This window comes from Rhizobium sp. SRDI943, from assembly GCF_057653695.1.
This window is the reverse complement of record NZ_CM172787.1, coordinates 1,539,051-1,562,840: the sequence shown is the minus strand read 5'-3', so window position 1 is coordinate 1,562,840 and position 23,790 is coordinate 1,539,051. Positions and strand designations below refer to the sequence as shown.

Sequence of the window (23,790 nt, the reverse complement as noted above, 5' to 3'; positions counted from 1 at the left end):
GAGGATCAGGCGCTCTTGACGGTCGAAAGATCGCGATCGAAGAGCGTCGACCAAGTGTAGTTCCGCGCCTTCGAGACTTCCCTGCTGACATCGAGCCGCGGCAGCACCTTTTCGCCGAAACGATAGGCTTCCTCAAGCAGCGGCATGCCAGAAAGAATGAAAGTGTCGACGCCAGCCTTCTGATAGGCTTCGAGCGTGCGCAGAACCGTATCCGGCGAACCGACGATCGCCGTACCCGGGCCTGGCCTGACCAGACCGATCCCGGCCCAGAGGTTCGGCGCAACTTCGAGATCGCGCAGGTTTTCCGGCTTGAGGCCGCCATGCAGTGCGGTCATGCGCTGCTGGCCGACGGAATCGCTTCTTGCGACGAAGCGCTGGTTGGCGGCGATCGCCGCATCGTCCATGCGACCATAGAGATCGGCCGCCGCCTCCCAGGCCTTTTCGTCGGTGTCGCGAACGATCACATAGAGGCGGATGCCGTATTCGAGTTCACGCCCGTAGTGGGCGGCGCGCGCCTTCACCGCCTCGACCTTCTCGCCGATCTGGGCGGGCGTCTCGCCCCAGGAGAGATAGGTGTCCACATGTTTTGCCGCGACCTCCAGCGCCTTGTCCGAGGAGCCGCCGAACCAGAGCGGCGGCGGTGCGATGCTCTCGCCGACCGGCAAGGCGAGCTTGGCGCCGTCGGTCGAGAAATACTTGCCCTGATAAGTGACGCTCTCGCCGGCAAAGAGCCGGTGCCATAGCTGAAGATATTCGTCCGCCATGTCGTAGCGCTCGTCATGCGGCAGCGTCATGCCATAAGCGCCGAGCATCTTGGCGTCGCCCGAGACGACATTGATCAGCAGCCGGCCGCGGGCGAATTCCTGAAAGGTCGCCGCCATCTTGGCAAGCAATGTCGGCGCGACGAGACCGGGATGGATGGCGACGAGAAAGCGTAGCCGCTCGGTGTGGGCAAGCAGCGCGCTGGCCAGCACCCAGACGTCGTGGGCGCCGGTCGCAAACAGGGCGCCGGTGTAACCCAGATGGTCATAGGCCTGGGCAAGCTGCTTGTAGTAGCCGTAGTCGACCTGGCGAGAGCCTTCCGGCTGCCAGGGATAGGCGCCGTCGGGCGCGCACATGTACCAGAAAACGTTCATCGCCTGATTCCTTGTTATCTCGTCGTTTCCCGGCGTTTCAGCAGGATGGGCTTGGAGAAATGGCCGTGACGCAGCAGCGTGTCGGCCTCTTCCTGCTGTTCGGCGATGATCTCATCGTCGATCGGAAAGACCGTGAAATCGCGCGAACGCACCACCTTTTCCCAGGCGTCGATATCCGTTCTCCCGCGGTCGCCAGATCCGCCGCGGTCGCCAGATGCAAGAAGCCGGGCGGCGGCACGCGGATCGGCAGTGATCTTGACGCCGATCCGGCTGAGCTCGGAGACGATTGACCGGATCTCCTCCGCGGAAAGGCCGTTCCGCTCCAATGTCCAGAACAAAGAACGGTTGGGAATGGCCGCGCCACAGCGGACGATCAATCTGACGTCATCGCGCTCCAGCGCCTTTTCGAGACGCGGCGACATGGCAACCCAGGCATCGACGCGCCCTTCGAGCAGGTCCGCGAGCGAATCGCGCGCGCCGCTTTCGACGCGCTCGACATCCGGCAGGCTCAGTCCCTCGCCTTCCAGGCTGCGGGCTAGGAGATAGGTGTGAAACGAACCGTCGATCAGCGAAATCCGACGACCTTTCAGTTCAGCGACGGAGCCGATCGGACTGCCGCGCCTGACGAAGACGGCGCCGTTGGCAGGGCGCGGCGCCGAGGCAGCGACATATTCGACGCCGAGCCCACGCATATCCGCCTCGATCGGCGGCGTGGAGCCCGTGCCGCCGAGATCGATGTCGCCACTTTCCAGCAGCGCCGCCGTATCGCGGCCTTCGGCATAGGAGATGAATATCGGCTGCAGATCGACGAAAGCGCCGGGCCAGAGCCGCGCGAGGCGAAGATGCAGATTGTTGGGATGAACACCAATTTTCATTCTGTGCGACCGATGACGTGGCTCCTAGTAATCAATTTACTTTTTTATAAATTGATTACTAGGAAGCGATTGTCATCGACGAGCGGAAATCGGATTGCATATTCCATAAAATCTAGAGGCAATAAAATCTTTTATCGGTTTGACCGAAGTGGGTTTCTTGGCAGTTGAAATTTCACCTCCGTCACTTTACTTTTTTATAGAACATTCAAGGACGATGCCGTTGACGAAGCCCGTTTCCTCAAGAGTCTGCCGCGATGTCGGAGCAGCCAGCGAATTGCTGAAGCTGATCGCCAATTCCAACCGCCTGGCGATCGTCTGCTACCTCATGGAGACGGAAGCCTCGGTCTCTGGGATGGAGGACGAACTCGGTATCCGCCAGCCGACGCTTTCCCAGCAGTTGAGCGAGCTTCGCGAGGCCGGTGTGATCGAAGGACGCCGCGACGGCAAGGCGATCGTCTATCGCGTCATCGATCCGCGCGTCGAGACAATCGTGCAAACTCTGCGGGACATGTTCTCTGGCCTCGACGATGTCACCGGGCGCTTCGGAATGACGAAGCTGCCGGTCGACGAAATGATGTTCGATTGAACCTGGGATGATCGACCTCTATACTTGGATCACGCCGAATGGCTTGAAGGTCTCGATCGCACTCGAGGAGTTCGGCCTCGCCTACCGCCCCCACACGATCGACATCACCAAGGGGGATCAATTCCAGCAGGATTATCTCGCCATCAATCCGGGCGGTAAGATTCCTGTTATCGTCGATCACGAGACCGGCATCACGCTTGCCGAATCCGGCGCCATCCTGCTCTACCTCGCCGAAAAGACCGGCCGCTTCCTGCCCCCGCAGGGTGCCGCCCGGCATCACACGATCGAATGGCTGATGTGGCAGATGGGCGGCTTCGGGCCGACGCTCGGCAACGCCCATTATTTCCTGACCTACAATGCAGGTGAAGCGCCGTTCGCAGAGGATCTCTTTCGCAGGGATACCCGCCGCCTGTACGAGACGTTGAACGTGCGGCTCGAAGGCCGCGACTATCTCGTCGACGATTATTCCATCGCCGACATGGCGGTCTGGCCCTGGGTTTCCCGTTTTAGGCGCCACGAGATCGACCTGAATGCATTCCCGAACGTCAAACGATGGTATCTCAGGCTTGCGGCGCGGCCACAGGTCAAGCGCGGCTATGACGTTCCCCATTTCACATCCGAAATACCGCGGCCCTGAAGACTTTGCCGACGCGGTATATTGATCCCGCCCGAAATTTCGGCAATTTGATTATTTTTTGCGCACACCTATTTTTGCACATTTTTCAGGCGAACGCCTTGCTAAATTTGCTGCACTGCGTCATGAATATAGCAATGACGCATCTCGATCTGACAATTCTGGTGATCGACGAAAATGCCATTCGCGCCTCCATCATCGAAGAAGGCCTGCGCGAGGCAGGGCATGTGCGCGTCACCGTGGTGCATGAGGTCAACGGCATCGCGCGAATCATCGAAACGCTGATGCCCGACGTGATCATCATCGATATCGAGAATCCCAACCGCGACATGATGGAGCACCTGTTCCAGCTGACGCGCACCGTCAGCCGCCCGATCGCCATGTTTGTCGATCGCTCCGACACAGCCTCGATCGAGGCTGCCGTCGATGCCGGCGTCTCGGCCTATATCGTCGACGGATTGAAGAAGGAACGCGTCAAACCGATCCTCGACATGGCCGTCAGCCGCTTCAATGCCTTCAACCGGCTACGGCGGGAGCTTGCCGATGCCCGCTCCGCGCTGGAGGAACGCAAGCTGGTCGAGCGCGCCAAGGGCATATTGATGAAGATGCGCGGCCTCTCCGAGGAAGAGGCTTTCGCCCTGCTGCGCCAGACAGCGATGAACGAAAAGAAGAAGATGTCGGAAATTGCCCAGAGCGTCGTCACTGCCGCGGGGCTGTTGATGTAATGGCCGACCTGATGAATTTCCGGAGGAAACCGGAGTGGATATGATGACAACGACCTCCAACTCCGGCGACGACATGCCGTCGCCCGTGCGGGTGAACAGCGAAGGACCGAAAGTGCTGCGGGCCGGTTTCATTCCGCTCGTCGATGCATCGGTGCTGATTGCGGCGGCGGAATTCGGCTTCGCGCGGAAGGAAGGCCTGACGCTCGATCTCGTCAAGGACGTCTCCTGGGCGAATGTGCGCGACCGCCTGGCATTCCGCCAGTTCGACATCGCCCACATGCTGTCACCGATGCCCGTCGCCTCCATGCTCGGTCTCGGCTCCAATCCCTCACCGACGATCACGCCATTTTCGCTGGGGCGCGGCGGCAACGCGATCACGCTATCGACGCGGCTCTTCGACAGGATGCGGAATGACGTGGGATTGCCGGAAACGGCAAGCGCGCTCGACAATGCCCGCGCCCTGGCAAAAACATTGGCGGCAATGAAGGCCCGCGGCGAGCCGCTGCCGACTTTCGGGGTCACCTACCCCTTCTCCTCGCACAATTACGAATTCCGCTACTGGCTGGCAGGCGGCGGCATCGATCCCGACAAGGATGTCAAGCTCGTCGTCGTGCCGCCGCCCATGACTTCGGATGCGCTGGCGGCCGGTGCGATCGACGGTTTCTGCGTCGGTGCGCCGTGGAACATGGTCGCTTCAGAGCGCGGCGTCGGCCGCATCGTCGCCGCCAAACAGGATATCTGGCCGTCGGCACCTGAAAAGGTGATCGGCATGCGGCCGGACTGGGCGGAAAGCCATCCGGAAACCGTTTCCCGGCTGATCGTGGCGCTCGACGCGGCAGCCCAGTGGTGCGATCGGTCGGAAAATCACGATGCGCTGGCGGCAGCTCTTGCCGACCCGCGCTATATCGCTGCCCCCGTCGAAATCATTCGCCGTGTGCTCGCCGGCGAATTCAGCCTCGACGCAAAGGGTAACCGCCGCATCATCGCCGATTATTTCATGTTCCATTCCGGCTTCGCCAATTATCCCCGGCCAAGCCAGGCGCTTTGGATCTACAGCCAGATGATCCGCTGGGGACAGGCCGAGATCAGCCTCAACATGGCAAGGGCCGCAGCATCCGCTTACCGCCCGGATCTCTATCGCACGGCTCTCGGTGACGACAAATCACCTGAAGATGCCGATATCCGCATCGAAGGCAGTGACGAGGGCGACCGTTTCATGGACGGCCACGTCTTCGACCCGGCGAGGCTGCCGGACTACGTCGCAGGTTTTGCCGTCAAAAGCGCCCTCGCCTTCGTTTCCGACGACGAGGTCTAACCGATGCCGGCCTGCACAAAACGCCAGCAAGTATCTGCCCGCCTCACGACAAGCGCACAAAATATTTGCATGAGCGGGTGGTGGCCCGAAAAACAAGCAGGCGGCGCGTTTCGTAAAATATCATTTGTATTCAGTGGATTGAACGCAGATCACAAAACTGGCACGCAGTTTGCATGATCTTTATTGCACCGGTCAATGGCGATCAGTGCAGAGTGAGTGATAGACGCTCGCGGAAGATACAGAGACTGCTCTTCGGTTTGAAGAGGTAGGTTTTTAGCTTGAGCAATCCGGCCAACGGATTGCTTCCAGGCAAGTGGGCCAGAAGGCCCAAGAATTCGGCGTCCAACGGCGGGCGCCACCAGCAAAGCCGCTGATCAGGATATTTTGCGCGCCTCGGGTATGCGCGTCCTGACCAGCGGCTTTTTGTTTTAACCCTCAGCGATGGATCGGCACGACCTTGTCGGGCCTCGGAGAAGTTATGTCTGTCATCGAGAAATCACAGTTCATGTCCGCCGGCGAACCAGCCAAGGCATTGTGGATCTCCACTGTAGCCTTCACCCTCTGTTTTGCCGTCTGGACGATCTTCGCGATCATCGGCATTCGCATCAAGCAGGATCTCGGCCTGAACGAGGCCGAGTTCGGATTGCTGGTCGGCACCCCCGTGCTCACCGGTTCGCTCGTGCGCATCGTCCTTGGCATCTGGACGGGGCGTTACGGCGGCCGTCTCGTCTACACGCTGACCATGCTGGCCGCCGCATTGGCGACCTTCCTGCTCTCTTACGCCCAGACTTATACGCAGATGCTGATCGCCGGCCTCGGCGTCGGCCTCGCCGGCGGCTCCTTCGCGGTCGGTGTCGCCTATGTCTCGCCTTTCTTCCCGGCTGAGAAGCAGGGAACCGCGCTCGGCATCTTCGGTGCCGGCAATGTCGGCGCCGCCGTGACCAAGTTCGCCGCTCCCTTCGTGCTGCTCGCATGGGGCTGGCAGGCGGTTGCGGAGATCTGGGCCGTCTGTCTGGCGCTTATGGCAATCGTCTTCTGGTTCACCACGACCGATGATCCGGCCTTCCGTCTCCGCCGCGAACGCCGCGCTGTCTCCAAGAGTTTCGCGCAGGAATTCGCGCCGCTGCAGAACGTTCAGGTCTGGCGCTTCTCGCTCTACTATTTCTTCGCCTTCGGAGGCTTCGTCGCCCTGTCGCTGTGGCTGCCGCGTTATCTGGTCGGCGTCTACGGCTTCAACCTGGAAACCGCCGGCATGGTCGCCGCCGCCTATTCCATCCCGGGCAGCATCTTCCGCGCCTTCGGCGGCGTGCTGTCGGATAAAAAGGGCGCGCGCAGCGTGATGTATACGATGCTTGCCGTGTCGGCCGTCGCCACTCTCATCCTTTCGCTGCCGGCTGCTTCTGGTGGCGGGGCGGGTCCGGCGTTCGGCATCACCCCTGTCATCTTCATCGTCGTCATCTTCGTGCTCGGCTTCTTCATGAGCCTCGGCAAGGCTGCCGTCTACAAGCACATTCCGGCCTACTACCCCGAAAACGTCGGCGCAGTCGGCGGTGTCGTCGGGATGATGGGCGGCCTTGGCGGCTTCATCCTCCCGATTGCCTTTGGCCTCCTCAAGGACATGACCGGCCTTTGGTCCAGCTGTTTCCTGCTGCTCTTCGCGATCGTCGTGATCTCTCTCATCTGGATGCACCTGTCCGTAAAGCAACTGTCGCGCCAAGGGCATTCGGCGCCCGTGGCTGCAACCTGATCTAAGGACCTGGAAATATGACCGAAAAACTCGTCATCATCGGCAATGGCATGGCGCCCGGGCGCATGCTGGAGCACCTCTTCGAGCAGGCGCCGGGACGCTATGAAGTTACGATCTTCAATGCCGAGCCGCGCGTCAATTACGACCGCATCATGCTGTCGCCGGTTCTCTCCGGAGAAAAGGACTACGAGCAGATCATCATTCACGGTGACGGCTGGTATATCAAGCACGGCATCATGCTCTACAAGGGCCACAAGATCGTCAACATCGATCGTGCCGCCAAGACCGTCACCTCCGACCACGGCGTCACCGAAAGCTACGACAAGCTGGTGATCGCAACCGGTTCCGTGCCTTTCATCATCCCTGTTCCCGGCAAGGATCTGCCCGGCGTCATCACCTATCGCGATCTCGACGACGTGCAGGCGATGCTGCTTGCCGCTCAGTCGCGCGAAAAGGCTGTCGTCATCGGCGGCGGCCTGCTTGGCCTGGAAGCGGCGGCCGGCCTTGCCCAGCGCGGCATGGACGTCACCGTGCTGCACGTCATGCCGACGCTGATGGAGCGCCAGCTCGACCCCGCCGCCGGTTATCTGCTGCAGAAGGCAGTCGAGGAACGCGGCATCAAGGTCATCTGCAAGGCCAATACCAAGGCGATCGTCGGCAACGGCAAGGTCGAGGGCATCGAGCTTGACGACGGCCGCATCATCCCGGCAACGCTGGTCGTCATGGCCGTCGGCATTCGTCCAAGCGTCGGCCTGGCAAAGGACGCCGGCATTGCGGTCAATCGCGGCATCGTCGTCGATGCCGGCATGCAGACCTCGGACGGCAATATTCTCGCGCTCGGCGAATGCGCCGAGGTGGGCGGCATGGTCTATGGTCTCGTTGCGCCGCTCTATGAAATGGCCCGCATCGCCGCCGCGCATCTCTCCGGCGATCGCTCGCCGGCCTTCGTTCACGCGGATACGCCGACCAAGCTCAAGGTCACCGGCATCGAGCTTTATTCACTCGGCGATTTCGCCGATGGCGACGACCGCGAGGAGATCGTGCTGCGCGATGCCAGCGCCGGCGTCTACAAACGCCTGGTGCTGAAGGACAATAAGATCATCGGCACCGTGCTTTACGGCGAAACCGCCGATGGTGCCTGGTTCAACGACCTGAAGAAGAAGGCGACCGATATTTCGGAGATGCGCGAGACGCTGATCTTCGGACAGGCCTATCAGGGAGGGTCGCCGCTGGACCCTATGGCGGCCGTTGCAGCCTTGCCGGATGACGCGGAGATTTGTGGCTGCAACGGCGTATGCAAGGGCAAGATCACCTCGACGATTTCAGGCAAGGGGCTGACGTCGCTCGACGACGTACGCGCTCACACGAAGGCATCCGCCTCGTGCGGTTCCTGCACCGGCCTTGTCGAACAACTCATGGCGCTGACGCTCGGCGACAGCTACAATCCGACTGCGGTCCAGCCGATGTGCACCTGCACCGAACTCGGCCATGACGACGTTCGCCGGCTGATCAAGGCCAAGGGTCTGAAGAGCATCCCTGCCGTCATGCAGGAGCTCGAGTGGAAGACCTCCTGCGGCTGCGCCAAATGTCGGCCGGCACTCAACTATTACCTGGTCAGCGACTGGCCGGACGAATATGCCGACGACTATCAGTCGCGTTTCATCAATGAACGCGTGCATGCCAACATCCAGAAGGACGGCACCTACTCCGTCGTTCCGCGCATGTGGGGCGGCGTCACCAATTCGAACGAGCTGCGCGCTATCGCCGATGTCGTCGACAAGTTCGAGATCCCGATGGTGAAGGTCACCGGCGGCCAGCGTATCGACCTGCTCGGCATCGAGAAGGAAGACCTGCCCGCCGTCTGGGCCGATCTCGGCAAGGCCGGTTTCGTCTCCGGCCAGGCTTATGCCAAGGGCTTGCGGACGGTGAAGACCTGCGTCGGCTCCGACTGGTGTCGCTTCGGCACCCAGGATTCCACCGGCCTCGGCATCCGCATCGAGAAGTTCATGTGGGGTTCCTGGACGCCGGCCAAGCTGAAATTGGCTGTGTCCGGCTGCCCGCGCAACTGCGCGGAAGCAACCTGCAAGGACATCGGCGTGATCTGCGTGGATTCCGGTTTCGAGATCCATTTCGCCGGTGCGGCCGGCCTCGACATCAAGGGCACGGAGGTCCTCGGGCTTGTCCGGACCGAGGAGGAGGCGCTGGAGTATATCGTGGCGCTGACGCAGATGTACCGTGAGCAGGCCCGTTACCTCGAGCGCATCTACAAGTGGGCAAAGCGCGTCGGCCTGGAGGAAATCCGCCGCCAGATCATGGGTGATGCCGAAAAGCGCAAAGCCTATTACGAGCGCTTCGTCTTCAGCCAAAAATTTGCCCAGGTCGACCCCTGGTCGGAGCGTGTTTCCGGCAAGGACAAGCACGAGTTCAAGCCGATGGCGACGATCGGCTATCCGCAGGCTGCAGAGTAAGGAGATGGACATGAACTGGATCGCAATCGGTGACATCTCCGACATCCCGCTGCGCGGCGCGCGTTGCGTGAAGACACCGCAGGGCAAGATCGCCGTCTTCCGCACCGCCGAAAACGAAGTCTTCGCCATCGAGGATCATTGCCCGCACAAGGGCGGCCCGCTCTCCCAGGGCATCGTCCACGCTAAGTCAGTCACCTGCCCGCTGCACAACTGGGTGATCTCGCTGGAAACCGGCAAGGCGCTCGGCGCCGACGAAGGCGAGGTCCGGACGATATCGGTGCTGAACGAAGACGGCAGGCTGTTCATCGCCCTGGAAAGCCTGATGATGGCGGCGGAATAGATGGCGGCTGAGGTCAAGACCACCTGTCCCTATTGCGGTGTCGGCTGCGGCGTTGTCGCCACGGTCGATGAGGCAGGCGCAGTCAGCGTGAAAGGAGATCCGGAACATCCATCGAATTTCGGCCGGCTCTGCTCGAAGGGTTCAGCCCTTGCCGAAACCATCGATCTCGATGGCCGGCTTCTCCATCCCGAGATCGAAGGCAAACAGAGCGGCTGGGACGAGGCGCTTGATCTGGTCGCCCGCCGTTTTTCTGAAACGATCGCCGAACACGGGCCTGACGCCGTTGCCTTCTACGTCTCAGGCCAGTTGCTGACCGAGGATTATTATGTCGCCAACAAGCTGATGAAGGGCTTCATCGGCTCCGGCAATATCGACACCAATTCAAGGCTCTGCATGTCGTCTTCCGTAGCGGGGCATCGCCGCGCCTTCGGCGCCGATACGGTGCCCGGGACCTATGAGGATATCGAACTTGCGGATCTGGTGATCCTGACCGGCTCCAACCTTGCCTGGTGTCATCCCGTCATCTACCAGCGGCTTGCCGCCGCAAAGACGGCGCGGCCAAATATGCGGATCGTCGTCATCGATCCGCGCCGGACGATGACCTGCGACATCGCCGACTTGCATCTCGCCATCCGTCCTGATGGCGACGTTGCACTGTTCATGGGGCTGCTTGCCCATCTCGTGACAAGTCCGGCAATCGACCAGAATTATATCGGCGCCCATACCGAAGGTTTCGGCGACGCTTTTGCGGCCGCCGCCGCGCTTGATATCAACGATCTCCTGGAACGGACCGGCCTGCCCGCCATGCAGATCAGGGAGTTCTTCCGCCTGTTCGAGACGACGCCGAAGGTCGTGACCTGCTACAGCCAGGGCGTCAACCAATCCTCCTCCGGCACCGACAAGGTCAATGCGATCCTCAACTGCCACCTGGCGACCGGCCGCATCGGCCGCCCCGGCATGGGACCGTTTTCGCTGACCGGACAGCCGAACGCCATGGGCGGGCGCGAGGTCGGCGGTCTCGCCAATATGCTTGCCGCCCATATGGCAATCGAGAATGCCGAAGACCGGGATCGCGTGCAGCGCTTCTGGAACTCGCCCGTCATCGCAGCAAAGCCCGGCCTGAAGGCGGTCGACATGTTCCAAGCCGTAGCCGACGGACGCATCAAGGCGCTGTGGATCATGGCGACCAATCCCGTCGTCTCGATGCCGGATGCCGATAGCGTCGAAAGCGCGATCGCCGCCTGTCCTTTCGTCGTCGTGTCGGACATCCTGAAAGAGACGGATACGACCCGGCACGCAGATGTGCTTTTGCCCTCGCTCGGCTGGGGCGAGAAGGATGGCACCGTCACCAATTCCGAACGGCGCATTTCAAGGCAACGGCCGTTTCTCGACATCCCCGGCGATGCAAGGGCCGACTGGTGGCAGCTTGCGGAGGTCGGACGCCGCATGGGATTTGCCGCCGCCTTCGATTTTGATGCGCCGGACGCAATCTTTGCGGAGCACGCCGCGCTTTCCGCCTTCGAAAATAACGGCAGCCGCGATTTCGATATCGGCGCGCGCGCAGGCATAAACGGCAGCGCCTATGACGAGCTGTCGCCCTTCCAGTGGCCGCAGGCGGCAGGGACAGAACCCAGCATCACCCGCTTCTTCGCCGAGGGTGGTTTCTTCCATCCTGATGGCAAGGCGCGCTTCGTCGCGGTCAAACCGCCCGCAACCGATCGCACCAATGCCGAGTACCCCTTCACGCTAAATACCGGACGCATCCGCGACCAGTGGCACACGATGACCCGAACCGGAAAGAGTGCGCGGCTTTCCGCCCATATCGCCGAACCCTTTGCCGAGATCCATCCGCGCGACGCGATCGAGACCGGCATATCAAGCGCGGGCCTGGTCGAGATCGACAGCCCGCACGGCAAGGCAATCGTCAGGGCGCTGGTCACCGATCGCCAGGCACGCGGCGGCATCTTTGCGCCGATGCACTGGAACGACCAGTTTGCTGCAAAAGCGCGGATCGACGCGGTGGTCGCGCCGATAACCGATCCCGTTTCCGGTCAGCCGGCGTCGAAGAACGTTGCCGTCGCCGTCCGGCCCTTCCGCGCCACCCATTACGGTTTCGCCGTCTCTGCCACAAAACCCGCCGCGCCTGATGCCGCCTATTGGGCGCTGGCGAAAGCCGCCGGCGGCTGGCGGCTGGAGCTTGCCTTCGGCGAAACCGTCGAAGACTGGACGGCCTGGTGCCGCGCGGTTTTCGCCATTCCGGCCGAGATCGAACCGCTTGGTTATGCCGACCGGCAATCCGGCGACCTCAGGCTCGCCTTCTTCGACGGCGAGGTCCTGCTTGCGGCGCTGTTTCTGGCACGCGAGCCCGTCGCCGTCGCGCGCAACTGGGCGATCTCGCAGCTTTCAGCCTCGCATGGCGACCTCAGGAAACGCTTTGCGCTCGTTGCGGGTCGTCCGGGAGCAGGCAGGCCAGATCCGGGCGCCACCGTCTGCTCCTGCTTCAGTGTCGGGGTCAACCAGATCGCGGCTGCCGTGCGCGGCGGATGTCACAGCGTCGAGGCGGTCGGCAAGGAAACCAGCGCTGGAACCAATTGCGGCTCCTGCCGCAGCGAAATCGGCAGCATCATCGATCGCTGTCTTGCCGCAGCCGCGGAGTGAACCGCGCAGAAGCAAGCAGGGGAGCACTGTCAGGCCGCGTTCGGGACGATCAGCATCCTGTGATCGGAGGAGATGCGGACCGAGATCTCGTCATAGGATGAAAGCGTCGGGTGCGGCGTCTCCATCTTTTGGTGATGTGTTGCCGTGATGACCATGACATCGGCCCCCGCCGCCTCGCCGGCGGTAATGCCGGCTGCGACATCTTCGAACACCAGGCAATCCTGGGTACTGACGCCGAGGCGCTCGGCGCCCAGAATATAACATTGCGGGTCTGGTTTTCCGACCTTCACGTCCTCCGCCGTCACCATGAATCTCGGCACCGGCAGACCTGCTGCCTCCAGTCGCCGGTGAGCGAGGCGCAATGGCGAGGAGGTGACGATCGCCCAGCGATCCGGGGGCAATGAACTCAGAAAGGTCGCGGCGCCGGAAATGGCAACGACGTCGCCGACATCGACGATTTCGGCTTCGGTCACCAGCTTCGATTCATGTTCGGGATCGACTCCCGGCAGGTTCAGCCGGGTGATCGTGTCAATGCCGCGCGACCCATGCATCTTCGGCAAAAAGGTGGCGACATCGAGCCCATGGCGCCTTGCCCAGTCACTCCAAACACGCTCGGCCGCATGGATCGAATTGAGGATGGTGCCGTCCATATCGAACAGGAAGGCGGCATAGGGCTTCTCGAAGCCACGGGGCATCGGCATAGACAAAAGGCTGAATCCTTCAGGGAAAGAGTCGGACGGTGGTCGCTATCGCGATGAAACGGCAAATCATTGGGTTTTGCAAGCTTTCGGGGATGGCGGTGACGCCTCCCGACCGCCTTCACCTAAAAAGCCGCCGTACCGGAGGTCACGATCAAGTCGCAGGAAAGCCGCAGGCCGATCGGGTCGTGGCAGAGGTCGTCGGCACCATCGGCGAGTTCCAGTGCGGCCGAAACATCGGCGCGCAGGTAGGCTTGCGTCGCCGGATCGACGCGCATCGGAGCGGCGGTCCAGAGTGAGGGACGGCTGACGTCGATTGCCGAAATTTTAGCCTTGTCATTCCTGACGGCGTAGGAGGCGACCGCCATGCCACTCAGCGTCAAGGTGAGTGCAAGTACGATCTGGAGACCGAGATCTGCGGCTTCGCGAAAGGAGATGAACATAGCGGCCTCATGCCACGGTTTTTTAGTATCTCCGCATGCAAGTAGGGCATGCGCCGGCGCCGATCCAGCGACATCGCCCGTTAAGGTTTACGCATAACCATGCCGTACAGGCCGCGCGTGAATGCAGGTTTTTAGCAAATTTCGGAACAATGATTCCGCCTGGCAGTTACCCAAGGGTCATCCAAGATGAAAATCAAAGGAGGATATCTTATGACTAAATCCCTCATCGCCGCTTCGCTGCTTGCCATCGGGATGGCGTCGTCGGCCTTTGCCCAATCGAACCCGGATCCGATCGGGCCAACGAACGGCGGCTCGACCGATCCGAGTTCCGGCACCTATTCGTCCGATTACACCAATAGTGACAACGGCATTCGTCCGGTAACGGTCTCGCCGGTCGATCCGACGACGACACAGAGCATCGGCCGACCGCAGACGATGGAATGCCCCGGCATGCCGCAACAGATGTCCGGCGTCGACACGCGCGGCGGTCAGAGCGGCGCATCGATCAGCGAAGCCTGCCGCGAATACGACAACTAAGCGACAGACTTCCGCTTTCAGAAAAAGGCCGGTTCACACCGGCCTTTTTCATGCCGCCGACAGCCGTGAAAGCTTTTTTCCACCGGATGAAACTTTTGATCCGGGCGTTCCGTACATGCGTAGCGGGTTGAAAAGAACACAAGCGGGGAACGGCTTCATTGGCAAAGGACGCGGCAAAACCGGTCATCCTCTGGTTTCGCAAGGACCTGCGCCTTGACGACAATCAGGCACTCACCGCCGCCCATCGCTCCGGGCGGCCGATCATCCCGCTCTATATTAGAGAACCGGCGGCAGCAGGCACCGGTCCGCTGGGTGCTGCACAGGCCTGGTGGCTGCATCATTCACTGGAAGCGCTCAACAGGTCGCTGCAAAAGCTGAATGGACGGTTGGTGTTGGCAAGCGGCGAGGCGCTCGAAGTGCTTTGCGCCTTTATCAAGGAAAGCGCTGCCGAAGCCGTCTTCTGGAACCGGCGCTACGATCCAGCCGGAATCTCCATCGACGCCCGTATCAAGCACGAACTGGAAAAGCAGGCGATCGAGGCAAGAAGCTTTGGCGGCCAGCTGCTGCACGAACCTTCCCGGCTGATGACCGGCAACGGCACGCCCTATCGCGTCTACACGCCATTCTGGCGCGCGCTGGAGGGCGGCGGCGAACCGGAGCCGCCGCTGGACGCGCCGGCAAAACTGCGGCTTGCGTCGCAACCGAAATCAGAAGTGCTGGGGAGCTGGAAGCTGCTCCCGACGAAGCCGGACTGGGCAGGCGATTTCGTTGATCTCTGGACACCCGGCGAAGAGGGTGCCCAGCAGAGACTCCACGTCTTCGTTGAAGACGCGCTCGAGGGCTACAAGGAAAACCGAGACTATCCAGCGAGGCCGGCGACGTCGATGCTGTCGCCGCATCTGGCGCTGGGCGAGATATCCCCTGCCCGCATCTGGGATGCCACACGCGGCCTGTCGCAACGCGTGCCGGCGGCTGACATCGTGCATTTTCGCAAGGAGATCGCCTGGCGCGAATTTTCCTATCACCTGCTTTTCCATTTCCCGCGTCTTGCCTCTGCCAACTGGAACGATCGTTTCGACGGCTTCGAATGGCGCAACAACAGCGGAGATTTCGAGGCGTGGCGCCGCGGCATGACCGGCTATCCGATCGTCGATGCCGGCATGCGCCAGCTCTGGCGCCATGGCTGGATGCACAATCGCGTGCGCATGATCGTCGCCTCCTTCCTCATCAAGGATCTGATGATCGACTGGCGCCGGGGCGAGGCCTGGTTTCGGGATACGCTCGTTGATGCCGATCCCGCCAACAATGCCGCAAGCTGGCAATGGGTGGCGGGCTCGGGAGCCGATGCCTCGCCATTTTTCCGCATCTTCAATCCGGTGCTGCAGGGCGAAAAGTTCGATCCCGACGGCGACTATGTCAGGACCTACGTGCCGGAGCTTCGAGAACTCGGGCCAAAATACATCCACCGGCCGTTCGAGGCGCCGAAGAGCATGCTCGACGAGGCCGGCATCACGCTTGGCCAAACCTATCCGAAACCGATCGTCGATCACGCGAGCGCCCGCAACCGGGCGCTTGCCGCCTACAAAGCAATAAGGGATGCCGCATGAACGCGCACTTCTGTCCCGCTCCCCGCCGGCTGAGGATCGCCGTCATCGGCTCTGGCATCTCGGGCGCCTCCGCAGCCTGGGCACTGTGTCAGGTGCATGACGTTACGCTGTACGAAAGCCAGGCGCGGGCGGGAGGCCATACGGCGACGGTGGACGTGGAATACGACGGGGTTCAGATTGCGGTCGATACCGGCTTCATCGTCTATAACGAACAGAATTACCCCAATCTGACGGCGCTCTTTGCCGAACTCGGCATCGCGACGCATGCAAGCGATATGAGCTTTTCGCTCTCGCTCGACCGCGGCAGACTGGAATGGAGCGGCGGCGGGCTGTCCTCAGTCTTTGCGCAAAAGCGCAACCTGCTGCGGCCCTCGTTCTTGTGGATGATCCGCGAGATCCTCCGCTTCAACCGCACCTGCCTCGAAGATCGCACCGCCGGTCATCTCGCCTCGCGCTCGATCGGCGATTATCTCGACTGGCGCGGCTTCTCGCCCGGTTTCACCAACAACTATCTCGTGCCGATGGCGGCGGCGATCTGGTCGACACCATCAGCCCGCATGCTGCAGTTTCCCGCCGAGCAGTTCGTCAATTTCTTCGACAATCACCGGCTGATCTACCGCCGGCAGCACCAGTGGCGCACAGTGACCGGCGGCAGCCGCACCTATCTCGACCGGCTGCTTCAGCCGCTCGGCGAACGCGTGAGACTTTCCTGCGGCGTGCGCGGGGTCATCCGCTCCGAACGCGGCGTCACGATCATCGACGAAACGGGCGGCGAACACCCGTTCGACAAGGTGATCTTCGCCTGCCACAGCGATCAGACAGCCCGCTTGCTTGTCGATGCCACCGATCGGGAAAGCAGGCTGCTCGCCGCCATCCCCTATCAGCCGAACCGCGTCGTCCTGCACCGCGACCAGTCGCTAATGCCGCAGCGACGCAAGGTTTGGGCCTCATGGAATTATCTCCGTTCCAGCCGTGAAGATGGAAAGGCCGACGTCGCCGTGACTTACTGGATGAACCGGCTGCAAGGCATCGACAACAGATTCCCGCTGTTCGTGACCCTCAATCCCGACCGCGAGCCGGACCCCCATAAGATGTTTGCCGAATTCACCTACGAACATCCGCAGTTCTCGGCGGACGCCATGGCTGCGCAACAGGCGCTTGTCACCATTCAGGGACAGAACAATTGCTATTTCGCCGGTGCCTGGACGGGATACGGATTTCACGAGGATGGACTGGTTTCCGGTCTGGCGGCGGCAGAAGCCTTGGGCGGGATCATACCCTGGCGGACGGCCCGAACCTGGGAACCTCAACCGGACGTGGCGGCATGACAGGGCTCGGCGAAAAGCGTGGCATGAACGCGGTGGCCAACGGCCCTCCACCGGATGCCGCCGCAGGACTCTATGTCGGCGAGATCATGCATCAACGCATGAAACCCTTCGGCCATCGCTTCCGCTACCGAGTCTTCTCGCTGCTTGTCGATCTCGACAGGCTGGACGAGGCTGGCCGGCTATCGATGCTGTTTTCCGTCAACGGGCGCAATCTCGTCTCGTTCCAGGAAAAGGACCACGCCGAAACCAGAAATACGTCGCTGCGCGCCTATGCCGACCGGCTGCTCGCCGAGGCGGGGCTCGACCGCGCCGACAGGATCCTGCTTGTCTGTTATCCCCGCATTCTCGGCTATGTCTTCAATCCGCTTTCCGTCTATCACGCCTATAATGCCGCTGGCGCAGTCATCGCGATGATCTACGAGGTGCGCAATACTTTCGGCGAGCGGCACAGCTATGTCTGTCCCGTCGGCCGTGGCGAGATGTCGGAAAGCGGGCTTCGCCAGAGCTGCGACAAGCTCTTTCACGTCTCGCCCTTTATCGGCATGGCGGCGCGCTATCATTTCCGCATGCTGCCGCCCGGTAAAGAGATCCGCTGGCGCATCCTTGAAACAGATAGTGAAGGACCGCTGCTCTCGGCGACATTTTCCGGACGGCAGGTGCCTTTGACAAACGCTTCGCTGCTGGGCTTGACGGCGCGCATACCCATCCTCACTTTCAAGATCATGACCGGAATTCATTGGGAAGCACTCAAATTGTGGCTGAAGGGCGCGCGGTATGTCAGGCGTCCTGCGCCCCCACCTGAAGTCAGCGTCCGCCAAACCCGCCCGCTTGCGGAAGCGGCGGAATGACATTAGCGTTCGATGCAATGGCCGGGGGGCGGCTGCGTGTATCATCAAGGGTGGCTTCGTCCCTAACCGGCAGGAAAATGCTGGAGGAGGAAGAGAAATGAGCAAGGCGCAGGACTGGAATCTGCTGGCTCGTGATGCTGTGACGCTGACGGCCGAAAACATGTCCCGCATGGTGAAGGGTCTGCCCTTCAAGGCAAAGCTGGCGCTGCGCGGACTTCTGCATATGCAGCACGGTTCGCTTGCCGTTACCCTTCCCGACGGCCGCAGGCTGCTGGTCGAGGGCAAGAAGGCCGGGCCAAAGGCGGCGCTCAGCCTCCACAACTGGAACCTTGCCTATCGAGCGCTGACGAGCGGCACGATCGGGGTCGCCGAAACCTATATGGACGGCGATTGGGACAGCCCTGATATCGCCGCCTTCCTCGAACTCTTCCTCGTCAACGGCGAGGCCGTATACAGCTATGCGCATGGCAAGGGCGGTCTTGGCCGCCTGTTCGAGCGCGTCCGCCATTGGATGAACACCAACACCAAGACGGGCTCGAAGCGCAACATTTCCGCTCATTACGATCTCGGCAACGATTTCTACAGGGAATGGCTCGATCCGAGCATGACCTATTCTTCTGCACTCTATTCGACCGGCGCCAACGATCTGCAATCGGCCCAGAACGCCAAATACCGGGCGCTTGCCGAGGCGACCGGCATCGGGCCTGGCGATCATGTGCTGGAGATCGGCTGCGGCTGGGGCGGGTTTGCCGAATTTGCGGCGAGTGAGCTGAACTGCAAGGTGACGGGGCTGACGATCAGCCGCGAGCAGCTCGCCTTTGCCGAGGAGCGCATTCGCAAAGCCGGCCTCGATGACCGCGTGGAATTCCGCTTTCAGGATTACCGCGATGAGGCAGGGCTCTACGACCGGATCGTCTCGATCGAGATGTTCGAAGCGGTCGGCGAGAAATACTGGCCGTCCTATTTCTCCAAGCTCAGGCAATGTCTGAAGCCGGGCGGCAAGGCTGGGCTGCAGATCATCACGATCAAGGACGAGTCCTTCGACCAGTATCGCAGCAACCCCGACTTCATCCAGAAATATGTCTTTCCCGGCGGTATGCTGCCGACGCGCAATCATCTGGCCGAACTTGCCGGCAAGGTCGACCTGTCGCTGGTCAAGGACTTCGGCTTCGGGCTCGATTACGCCCGCACGCTGGCCGAATGGCGCGAGCGTTTCTGGTCGGTCTGGGAACGCATCCGCCCGATGGGCTTCGACGAGCGTTTCAAGCGGCTCTGGGAATTCTATCTGTTTTATTGCGAGGCCGGCTTCCGTGCCCGCAATATAGATGTGCGCCAAGTCGTGTTCTCGCGCCGTTGATCATTCCGCCGCATGCGGTGTCACCGGGTGGCGACCAGCCGATGGCGGTCGCTCCCGCCAGCCGGTCACGCGGTTCACCAGCGTGAAATAAGCGCTGTAGGGGAGCAAGCGCGCGAGCTTCAGCATGGTGGTGAAGCGCTTCGGAAACGTGATCTCGAAGGCCTGCGATTTCAACCCGGCGGCAATCTCCCGGGCGGCCTCCTCGACCGATACCAGCGACGGCATCGGAAAGGCATTCTTCCTCGTTGCCGGCGTATCGACAAAGCCCGGGCAGACGAGCTGGATGCGGATGCCCATCTTGTCGAGATCGAATTTCAGGCTTTCGGCCATATTGATCAGCGCCGCCTTGGTAGCACCATAGGCAGCCCCCGTCGGCAGGCCGCCATAACCGGTGACGGAGGAAACGATGGCAATTTGTCCCTGCCCCTTCGCCTTCATATGGCGGATCGCCGGCAGCAGACAGTTGACGACGCCGGAGAGGTTGACGGCAAAGCTCTTCTCGAAATCGGTGCGATTCAGATCCTCGGCATGGACAGGCAGGTAGACGCCGGCATTGAGGATCGCCATGGCGAGCGTGCCGTGCTCATATTCGATGGAGGCCATGACATGTTCCATGTCCTCGGCATCGGTGACGTCGCCGTCGAGCACAATGATACTGCCCGAGAGGCCATTGGCTTCGGCTTGCAGTTCGACAAGCTTTTCGTGGCTTCTGGCCGTGACGGCGACCTTGTATCCTTCGCCGACGAGCCTCAGTGCAAGCGCCCGGCCGATGCCTGAGCTCGCGCCCGAAATCCAGACGATTCCATGTTCGGGATGGGCAATGAAGTCACGCATGACATGTTCCTCCGGGCTGCCTGATCAATGCAAAAACAGGTCCGGAAGTTCCTCAACCCCGCCGGATTTACGGCTCTATCACACCATTGTGGCTGCTTTCAGCCGATCAAGTCGCCGATCATCTGACGAAAGGATCCGGTGAGCTTGACCGGTCCATCCGAGACGGCAAAGGCGATGCAAGGCCTGTCCTTTTCGGCTACCGGCCGGTGGTCGACCGTCTCGTCGGCAATGGAGATGTCGCCGGGACCGAAACGGCCGCGTTCATCGTTGAAGGCGCCGTCGAGAATGAGGATCAGTTCCATGCCTTTGTGGGTGTGCGCCGGCAAGGCTCGGCCCGGCCGGATCCACATCAGGCTGACCTCGCAGCCGTCCATGTCGAGCGAATATTCCCTGAAACCGGGCAACCGCCGACGCCAGCGAACGTCCTCGGCCTCGAAGCCCAAGAGATTGCGCAACGCTTGGGGAAACAGCGCGTTCTCCGGCCGCGCGGCCGTCTGCGGCGCCGTGACGGGAGACGCAGAGGAAAAGATCGCCGCAAGCCGCCCGTCGCGATCGGCAATGGCGACTTCAGGCGCGTTTTCCAGAGCTTCGCCGGCCAGCAGCTCGAGGCTGTTCACCAGGCTGCGATTATCCGGTTTCATTTCGAGATGAGACTGCACCAACACACGCGCCGGCTCGGGCAAGGAGCCGGCAACATAATGCGCCATCAATGCATCGATCGTGTCGATCTGCTCGTGAACCATGTCGGTTTTGGTCACGCCCTGTTGCCGCGCTCCGTTTTCGCTTTGTCGTCATCCGTACGGGGAAAGTCAATCTTCGGATCACCTCTCACACCGCTGGATTGCCAGCCATGCGTCATTTCGGGGGAGGAAAGCCAAATTTTATCGCGTCCGACAGAGGTGTGGAATAGCTTTTCTTGCCAACTCAGCCTTGTGAAGGGAAAAGACCGTTCCTAAAGTAAGAGTTCGAATAGAGGCAGATTCCATGACCTTCCACCCCTCCGTCCTTGAAGCCATCGGCAACACGCCCCTAATCAAACTCAAGGGCGCCTCAGAGGTGACCGGCTGTACCATTCTTGGCAAGGCGGAGTTCCTGAACCCCGGCCAGTCGGTGAAGGATCGGGCCGCGCTCTACATCATCCGCGACGCAGAGCGGAAGGGATTGCTTCGTCCGGGCGGCGTCATCGTCGAGGGTACGGCCGGCAATACCGGCATCGGGCTGACGCTGGTCGCCAAGGCGCTCGGTTATCGTACCGTCATCGTCATCCCGGAAACGCAGAGCCAGGAAAAGAAAGACGCGCTGAAGCTGCTCGGCGCCGAACTCGTCGAAGTACCCGCCGTTGCCTACAAGAACCCGAACAACTACGTGAAGGTGTCCGGGCGGCTGGCAGAGCAACTGGCGAAGACCGAGCCGAACGGGGCAATCTGGGCAAACCAGTTCGACAACGTCGCCAACCGTCAGGCGCATATCGAAACAACCGCCAAGGAAATCTGGAAAGACACCGACGGCAAGGTCGACGGCTTTGTCTGCTCGGTCGGCTCCGGTGGCACGCTGGCAGGTGTGGCGGCCGGCCTCAAGGCTTTCAGGTCTGCCGTCAAGATCGGCATCGCCGATCCCGATGGCGCTGCTCTCTATGAATTCTACCAGAACGGCGCGCTGAAATCCGAGGGATCCTCGATCACCGAGGGCATTGGCCAGGGCCGCATCACCGCCAATCTCGAGGGTTTCACGCCTGACTATGCCTATCGGATCTCGGATGCCGAAGCGCTTCCCTATCTCTTCGACCTTGTCGAGAACGAGGGCCTCTGCCTTGGCGGCTCGACGGCGATCAACATTGCCGGCGCGGTCAATCTCGCCCGGGACCTTGGACCTGGTCACACGGTGGTGACGATCCTCTGCGATTACGGCAACCGCTATCAGTCCAAGCTCTTCAACCCGGACTTCCTCACCTCGAAGGGGCTGCCCGTTCCGGGCTGGATGGCCAAGTCGCCCGATATCCACGTTCCCTACGAGCCCGTGTGAGACCCCATGTCCGTCAATGCCCTCTATCGTGACGACTTCTATCTCTCGACGTGCGATGCGGTCGTCACCGCCGTTCACGAAGACGGGGGCATCGAACTGGACCAGACCTGCTTCTATGCGACATCAGGTGGCCAGCCTGGTGACACCGGAGAGCTCGAACGCGCCGACGGCAGCAAGATCGCGCTCGGCCAGACGAAGCATGGTCCAAGCAAAGATGTCATCATCCATGTGCCGCTCGAAGGTGCGCCGCGGCCCGTGGTCGGCGAGACGCTGGTGCTGCATGTCGACTGGCCGCGCCGCTACAGGCTGATGCGCATGCACACGGCCTGCCACCTGCTTTCCGTCGTCTGCTCCTATCCGATCACCGGGGCTGCCGTCGGCGAAGAGGAAAGCCGCGTCGATTTCGACATGATCGAGACGATCGACAAGGACGCGGTGACGGTCAAGCTGATGCAATTGGTCGAGCAGAATCATCCGGTCACTCTGCAATGGATCACCGACGAGGAGCTTGTGGCCAATCCCGATATCGTCAAATCGAAGAACGTGCGCCCACCGATGGGGCTCGGGCGCGTCAGCCTCGTCTGCATCGGCGAGAACTCCTCGATTGACAGCCAACCCTGCGGCGGCACACATGTCTCCGAGACTCAGGAAGTCGGCCGGATCCATATCGCCAAAATCGAGAAGAAGGGCAAAGAGAACCGGCGCTTCCGCATCCGCTTCGGCACGCCCGGCGACGAAGCCTGACCATCAAGGGAGACCATCATGAGTGAGACCAAGAGCCGTTTCGTCGTTTCGGCCGACTGGCTGCAGTCCGAGCTCGGCAAAGCTGACCTTCGGGTGCTGGACGCCTCCTTCTATCTGCCGGCGCAGAAGCGCGATGCCGATGCCGAATATGCTGCCGGCCATATTCCCGGCGCCATCCGCTTCGATCAGGACAAGATCGCCGACCATTCGACATCGCTGCCGCACACGATCCCCTCGCCCGATTATTTCGCCGCCGAAGTCGGCCGGCTCGGCATCAGCGAGAATGATCGGATCGTCGTCTATGACGGTATCGGTCTGTTCGCCTCGCCCCGCGTCTGGTGGCTTTTCCGGGTGATGGGCGCGAAAAATGTCTTCGTGCTCGATGGCGGTCTCGACGGCTGGAAGGCCGAGGGCCGTCCGCTGGAAACCGCAGCACCCAATCGTGCGCCGGCGACCTTCACGCCTGGCTTCGATGAAAGCCGCGTGGTGACGCTCGATAGGATGCGCGACATCGTCTCCAGCGGCGCGATGCAGATCGCCGATGCCCGCAGCGCCGGCCGCTTCGCAGCCGCCGAACCCGAACCGCGTGCCGGCATGCGCTCCGGCCATATGCCCGGCGCCCGCAGCCTGCCCTCCGGTGTCTTCGCCAGTCAGGGCCGTTTCAAGTCGCTGCCCGAACTCAGGCAGACGATCGAGGATGCCGGCATTGATCTTTCAAAACCCGTCGTCACCTCCTGCGGCTCGGGAATCACCGCCGCGATCATCACGCTGGCGCTGGAATCGCTCGGCCATCACGACAACAAGCTTTATGATGGCTCGTGGAGCGAATGGGGCAGCCGTGACGATACACCCATCGTTACCGGTCCGCCGACGCCGGTCAAAGCCTGA

The 23,790-nt window shown here is 61.4% G+C and carries 22 protein-coding genes; 16 read left to right on the top strand and 6 right to left on the bottom strand.

Features of this window, described 5'->3' with window-relative positions; translation table 11 throughout:
- Positions 1-5 precede the first annotated feature (5 nt).
- Together AC245Y_RS07925 and AC245Y_RS07920 are read right to left on the bottom strand one after the other, a co-directional pair.
- A complete protein-coding gene (locus AC245Y_RS07925; RefSeq protein ID WP_012757195.1) occupies positions 6-1,136 on the bottom strand; it encodes an LLM class flavin-dependent oxidoreductase in 1,131 nt (376 codons plus the stop codon).
- A 14-nt stretch (positions 1,137-1,150) separates the two neighbouring features.
- Complete coding sequence (locus tag AC245Y_RS07920) at positions 1,151-2,011, bottom strand: ABC transporter substrate-binding protein (protein WP_017993731.1); 861 nt, start codon at positions 2,009-2,011, stop codon at positions 1,151-1,153.
- 220 nt (positions 2,012-2,231) lie between these two features.
- On the opposite strand from AC245Y_RS07920, the gene AC245Y_RS07915 reads away from it, so the two are divergent.
- The 8 genes from AC245Y_RS07915 (at position 2,232) to AC245Y_RS07880 (ending at position 12,484) form a co-directional block, all read left to right on the top strand.
- The gene (locus tag AC245Y_RS07915) at positions 2,232-2,597 is read left to right on the top strand and encodes an ArsR/SmtB family transcription factor (protein ID WP_012757193.1); all 366 of its coding nucleotides are present in this window, start codon (positions 2,232-2,234) and stop codon (positions 2,595-2,597) included.
- Positions 2,598-2,604: 7 nt separating this feature from the next.
- Entirely contained in the window at positions 2,605-3,234 is a 630-nt protein-coding gene (locus AC245Y_RS07910) for a glutathione S-transferase family protein (protein ID WP_017993729.1), read from the top strand.
- Between the two features lie 134 nt (positions 3,235-3,368).
- Positions 3,369-3,956, top strand: a complete 588-nt coding sequence (locus AC245Y_RS07905) for an ANTAR domain-containing response regulator (protein ID WP_018241751.1) — start codon at positions 3,369-3,371, stop codon at positions 3,954-3,956.
- Between the two features lie 34 nt (positions 3,957-3,990).
- Positions 3,991-5,271, top strand: a complete 1,281-nt coding sequence (locus AC245Y_RS07900; protein WP_017993728.1) for a CmpA/NrtA family ABC transporter substrate-binding protein — start codon at positions 3,991-3,993, stop codon at positions 5,269-5,271.
- A 478-nt stretch (positions 5,272-5,749) separates the two neighbouring features.
- A complete protein-coding gene (locus AC245Y_RS07895; RefSeq protein WP_012757189.1) occupies positions 5,750-7,018 on the top strand; it encodes an MFS transporter in 1,269 nt (422 codons plus the stop codon).
- A gap of 17 nt (positions 7,019-7,035) precedes the next feature.
- On the top strand, positions 7,036-9,486 hold the full coding sequence (gene nirB, locus AC245Y_RS07890; protein ID WP_017993727.1) for a nitrite reductase large subunit NirB: 2,451 nt from the start codon (positions 7,036-7,038) through the stop codon (positions 9,484-9,486).
- Between the two features lie 4 nt (positions 9,487-9,490).
- Positions 9,491-9,826 (top strand): nitrite reductase small subunit NirD, encoded by a 336-nt coding sequence (nirD, locus tag AC245Y_RS07885; RefSeq protein ID WP_017993726.1) that lies wholly within the window; start codon positions 9,491-9,493, stop codon positions 9,824-9,826.
- Complete coding sequence (locus AC245Y_RS07880; protein ID WP_012757186.1) at positions 9,827-12,484, top strand: nitrate reductase; 2,658 nt, start codon at positions 9,827-9,829, stop codon at positions 12,482-12,484. It abuts the gene before it with no gap.
- Positions 12,485-12,513: 29 nt separating this feature from the next.
- On the opposite strand, the gene AC245Y_RS07875 is transcribed toward AC245Y_RS07880, so the two are convergent.
- Entirely contained in the window at positions 12,514-13,191 is a 678-nt protein-coding gene (locus AC245Y_RS07875; RefSeq protein WP_017993725.1) for an HAD family hydrolase, read from the bottom strand.
- 116 nt (positions 13,192-13,307) lie between these two features.
- Positions 13,308-13,625 carry a hypothetical protein gene (locus AC245Y_RS07870; protein ID WP_012757184.1) on the bottom strand — a complete coding sequence of 106 codons (318 nt, stop codon included), beginning with the start codon at positions 13,623-13,625 and terminating at the stop codon, positions 13,308-13,310.
- Between the two features lie 210 nt (positions 13,626-13,835).
- Between AC245Y_RS07870 and AC245Y_RS07865 the strand changes: the two genes are divergently transcribed.
- From AC245Y_RS07865 to AC245Y_RS07845, 5 genes are all read left to right on the top strand, one after another.
- The gene (locus AC245Y_RS07865) at positions 13,836-14,162 is read left to right on the top strand and encodes a hypothetical protein (RefSeq protein WP_017993724.1); all 327 of its coding nucleotides are present in this window, start codon (positions 13,836-13,838) and stop codon (positions 14,160-14,162) included.
- A 158-nt stretch (positions 14,163-14,320) separates the two neighbouring features.
- A complete protein-coding gene (locus tag AC245Y_RS07860; protein WP_017993723.1) occupies positions 14,321-15,769 on the top strand; it encodes a cryptochrome/photolyase family protein in 1,449 nt (482 codons plus the stop codon).
- Positions 15,766-17,097, top strand: a complete 1,332-nt coding sequence (locus tag AC245Y_RS07855) for an NAD(P)/FAD-dependent oxidoreductase (protein WP_012757181.1) — start codon at positions 15,766-15,768, stop codon at positions 17,095-17,097. Before AC245Y_RS07860 ends, AC245Y_RS07855 begins: the two co-directional genes overlap by 4 nt.
- On the top strand, positions 17,094-17,945 hold the full coding sequence (locus AC245Y_RS07850) for a DUF1365 domain-containing protein (protein ID WP_017993722.1): 852 nt from the start codon (positions 17,094-17,096) through the stop codon (positions 17,943-17,945). Before AC245Y_RS07855 ends, AC245Y_RS07850 begins: the two co-directional genes overlap by 4 nt.
- Positions 17,946-18,042: 97 nt before the next feature.
- Complete coding sequence (locus tag AC245Y_RS07845; RefSeq protein ID WP_017993721.1) at positions 18,043-19,302, top strand: SAM-dependent methyltransferase; 1,260 nt, start codon at positions 18,043-18,045, stop codon at positions 19,300-19,302.
- On the opposite strand, the gene AC245Y_RS07840 is transcribed toward AC245Y_RS07845, so the two are convergent.
- Both AC245Y_RS07840 and AC245Y_RS07835 read right to left on the bottom strand, forming a co-directional pair.
- Complete coding sequence (locus AC245Y_RS07840; protein WP_012757178.1) at positions 19,303-20,136, bottom strand: SDR family NAD(P)-dependent oxidoreductase; 834 nt, start codon at positions 20,134-20,136, stop codon at positions 19,303-19,305. It lies immediately after the preceding gene.
- Between the two features lie 98 nt (positions 20,137-20,234).
- Entirely contained in the window at positions 20,235-20,894 is a 660-nt protein-coding gene (locus AC245Y_RS07835) for a ChrR family anti-sigma-E factor (RefSeq protein WP_017993720.1), read from the bottom strand.
- A 226-nt stretch (positions 20,895-21,120) separates the two neighbouring features.
- Here AC245Y_RS07835 and AC245Y_RS07830 point away from each other — a divergent pair, with 226 nt between their 5' ends.
- Genes AC245Y_RS07830 through sseA form a run of 3 tightly spaced genes read left to right on the top strand, consistent with a single transcriptional unit; the run spans position 21,121 to position 23,790 of the window.
- Complete coding sequence (locus AC245Y_RS07830) at positions 21,121-22,158, top strand: cysteine synthase A (RefSeq protein WP_012757176.1); 1,038 nt, start codon at positions 21,121-21,123, stop codon at positions 22,156-22,158.
- A 6-nt stretch (positions 22,159-22,164) separates the two neighbouring features.
- The gene (locus tag AC245Y_RS07825; protein ID WP_012757175.1) at positions 22,165-22,902 is read left to right on the top strand and encodes an alanyl-tRNA editing protein; all 738 of its coding nucleotides are present in this window, start codon (positions 22,165-22,167) and stop codon (positions 22,900-22,902) included.
- 18 nt (positions 22,903-22,920) lie between these two features.
- The gene (gene sseA / locus AC245Y_RS07820) at positions 22,921-23,790 is read left to right on the top strand and encodes a 3-mercaptopyruvate sulfurtransferase (protein WP_017993719.1); all 870 of its coding nucleotides are present in this window, start codon (positions 22,921-22,923) and stop codon (positions 23,788-23,790) included.

Coding starts and splice junctions, on each gene's coding strand:
- AC245Y_RS07925 (WP_012757195.1), bottom strand. CDS start 1,136: ATGAACGTTTTCTGGTACATGTGCGCGCCCGACGGCGCCTATCCCTGG.
- AC245Y_RS07920 (WP_017993731.1), bottom strand. CDS start 2,011: ATGAAAATTGGTGTTCATCCCAACAATCTGCATCTTCGCCTCGCGCGG.
- AC245Y_RS07910 (WP_017993729.1), top strand. CDS start 2,605: ATGATCGACCTCTATACTTGGATCACGCCGAATGGCTTGAAGGTCTCG.
- AC245Y_RS07905 (WP_018241751.1), top strand. CDS start 3,369: ATGACGCATCTCGATCTGACAATTCTGGTGATCGACGAAAATGCCATT.
- AC245Y_RS07895 (WP_012757189.1), top strand. CDS start 5,750: ATGTCTGTCATCGAGAAATCACAGTTCATGTCCGCCGGCGAACCAGCC.
- nirB (WP_017993727.1), top strand. CDS start 7,036: ATGACCGAAAAACTCGTCATCATCGGCAATGGCATGGCGCCCGGGCGC.
- nirD (WP_017993726.1), top strand. CDS start 9,491: ATGGACATGAACTGGATCGCAATCGGTGACATCTCCGACATCCCGCTG.
- AC245Y_RS07880 (WP_012757186.1), top strand. CDS start 9,827: ATGGCGGCTGAGGTCAAGACCACCTGTCCCTATTGCGGTGTCGGCTGC.
- AC245Y_RS07870 (WP_012757184.1), bottom strand. CDS start 13,625: ATGTTCATCTCCTTTCGCGAAGCCGCAGATCTCGGTCTCCAGATCGTA.
- AC245Y_RS07865 (WP_017993724.1), top strand. CDS start 13,836: ATGACTAAATCCCTCATCGCCGCTTCGCTGCTTGCCATCGGGATGGCG.
- AC245Y_RS07855 (WP_012757181.1), top strand. CDS start 15,766: ATGAACGCGCACTTCTGTCCCGCTCCCCGCCGGCTGAGGATCGCCGTC.
- AC245Y_RS07850 (WP_017993722.1), top strand. CDS start 17,094: ATGACAGGGCTCGGCGAAAAGCGTGGCATGAACGCGGTGGCCAACGGC.
- AC245Y_RS07845 (WP_017993721.1), top strand. CDS start 18,043: ATGAGCAAGGCGCAGGACTGGAATCTGCTGGCTCGTGATGCTGTGACG.
- AC245Y_RS07840 (WP_012757178.1), bottom strand. CDS start 20,136: ATGCGTGACTTCATTGCCCATCCCGAACATGGAATCGTCTGGATTTCG.
- AC245Y_RS07830 (WP_012757176.1), top strand. CDS start 21,121: ATGACCTTCCACCCCTCCGTCCTTGAAGCCATCGGCAACACGCCCCTA.
- AC245Y_RS07825 (WP_012757175.1), top strand. CDS start 22,165: ATGTCCGTCAATGCCCTCTATCGTGACGACTTCTATCTCTCGACGTGC.
- sseA (WP_017993719.1), top strand. CDS start 22,921: ATGAGTGAGACCAAGAGCCGTTTCGTCGTTTCGGCCGACTGGCTGCAG.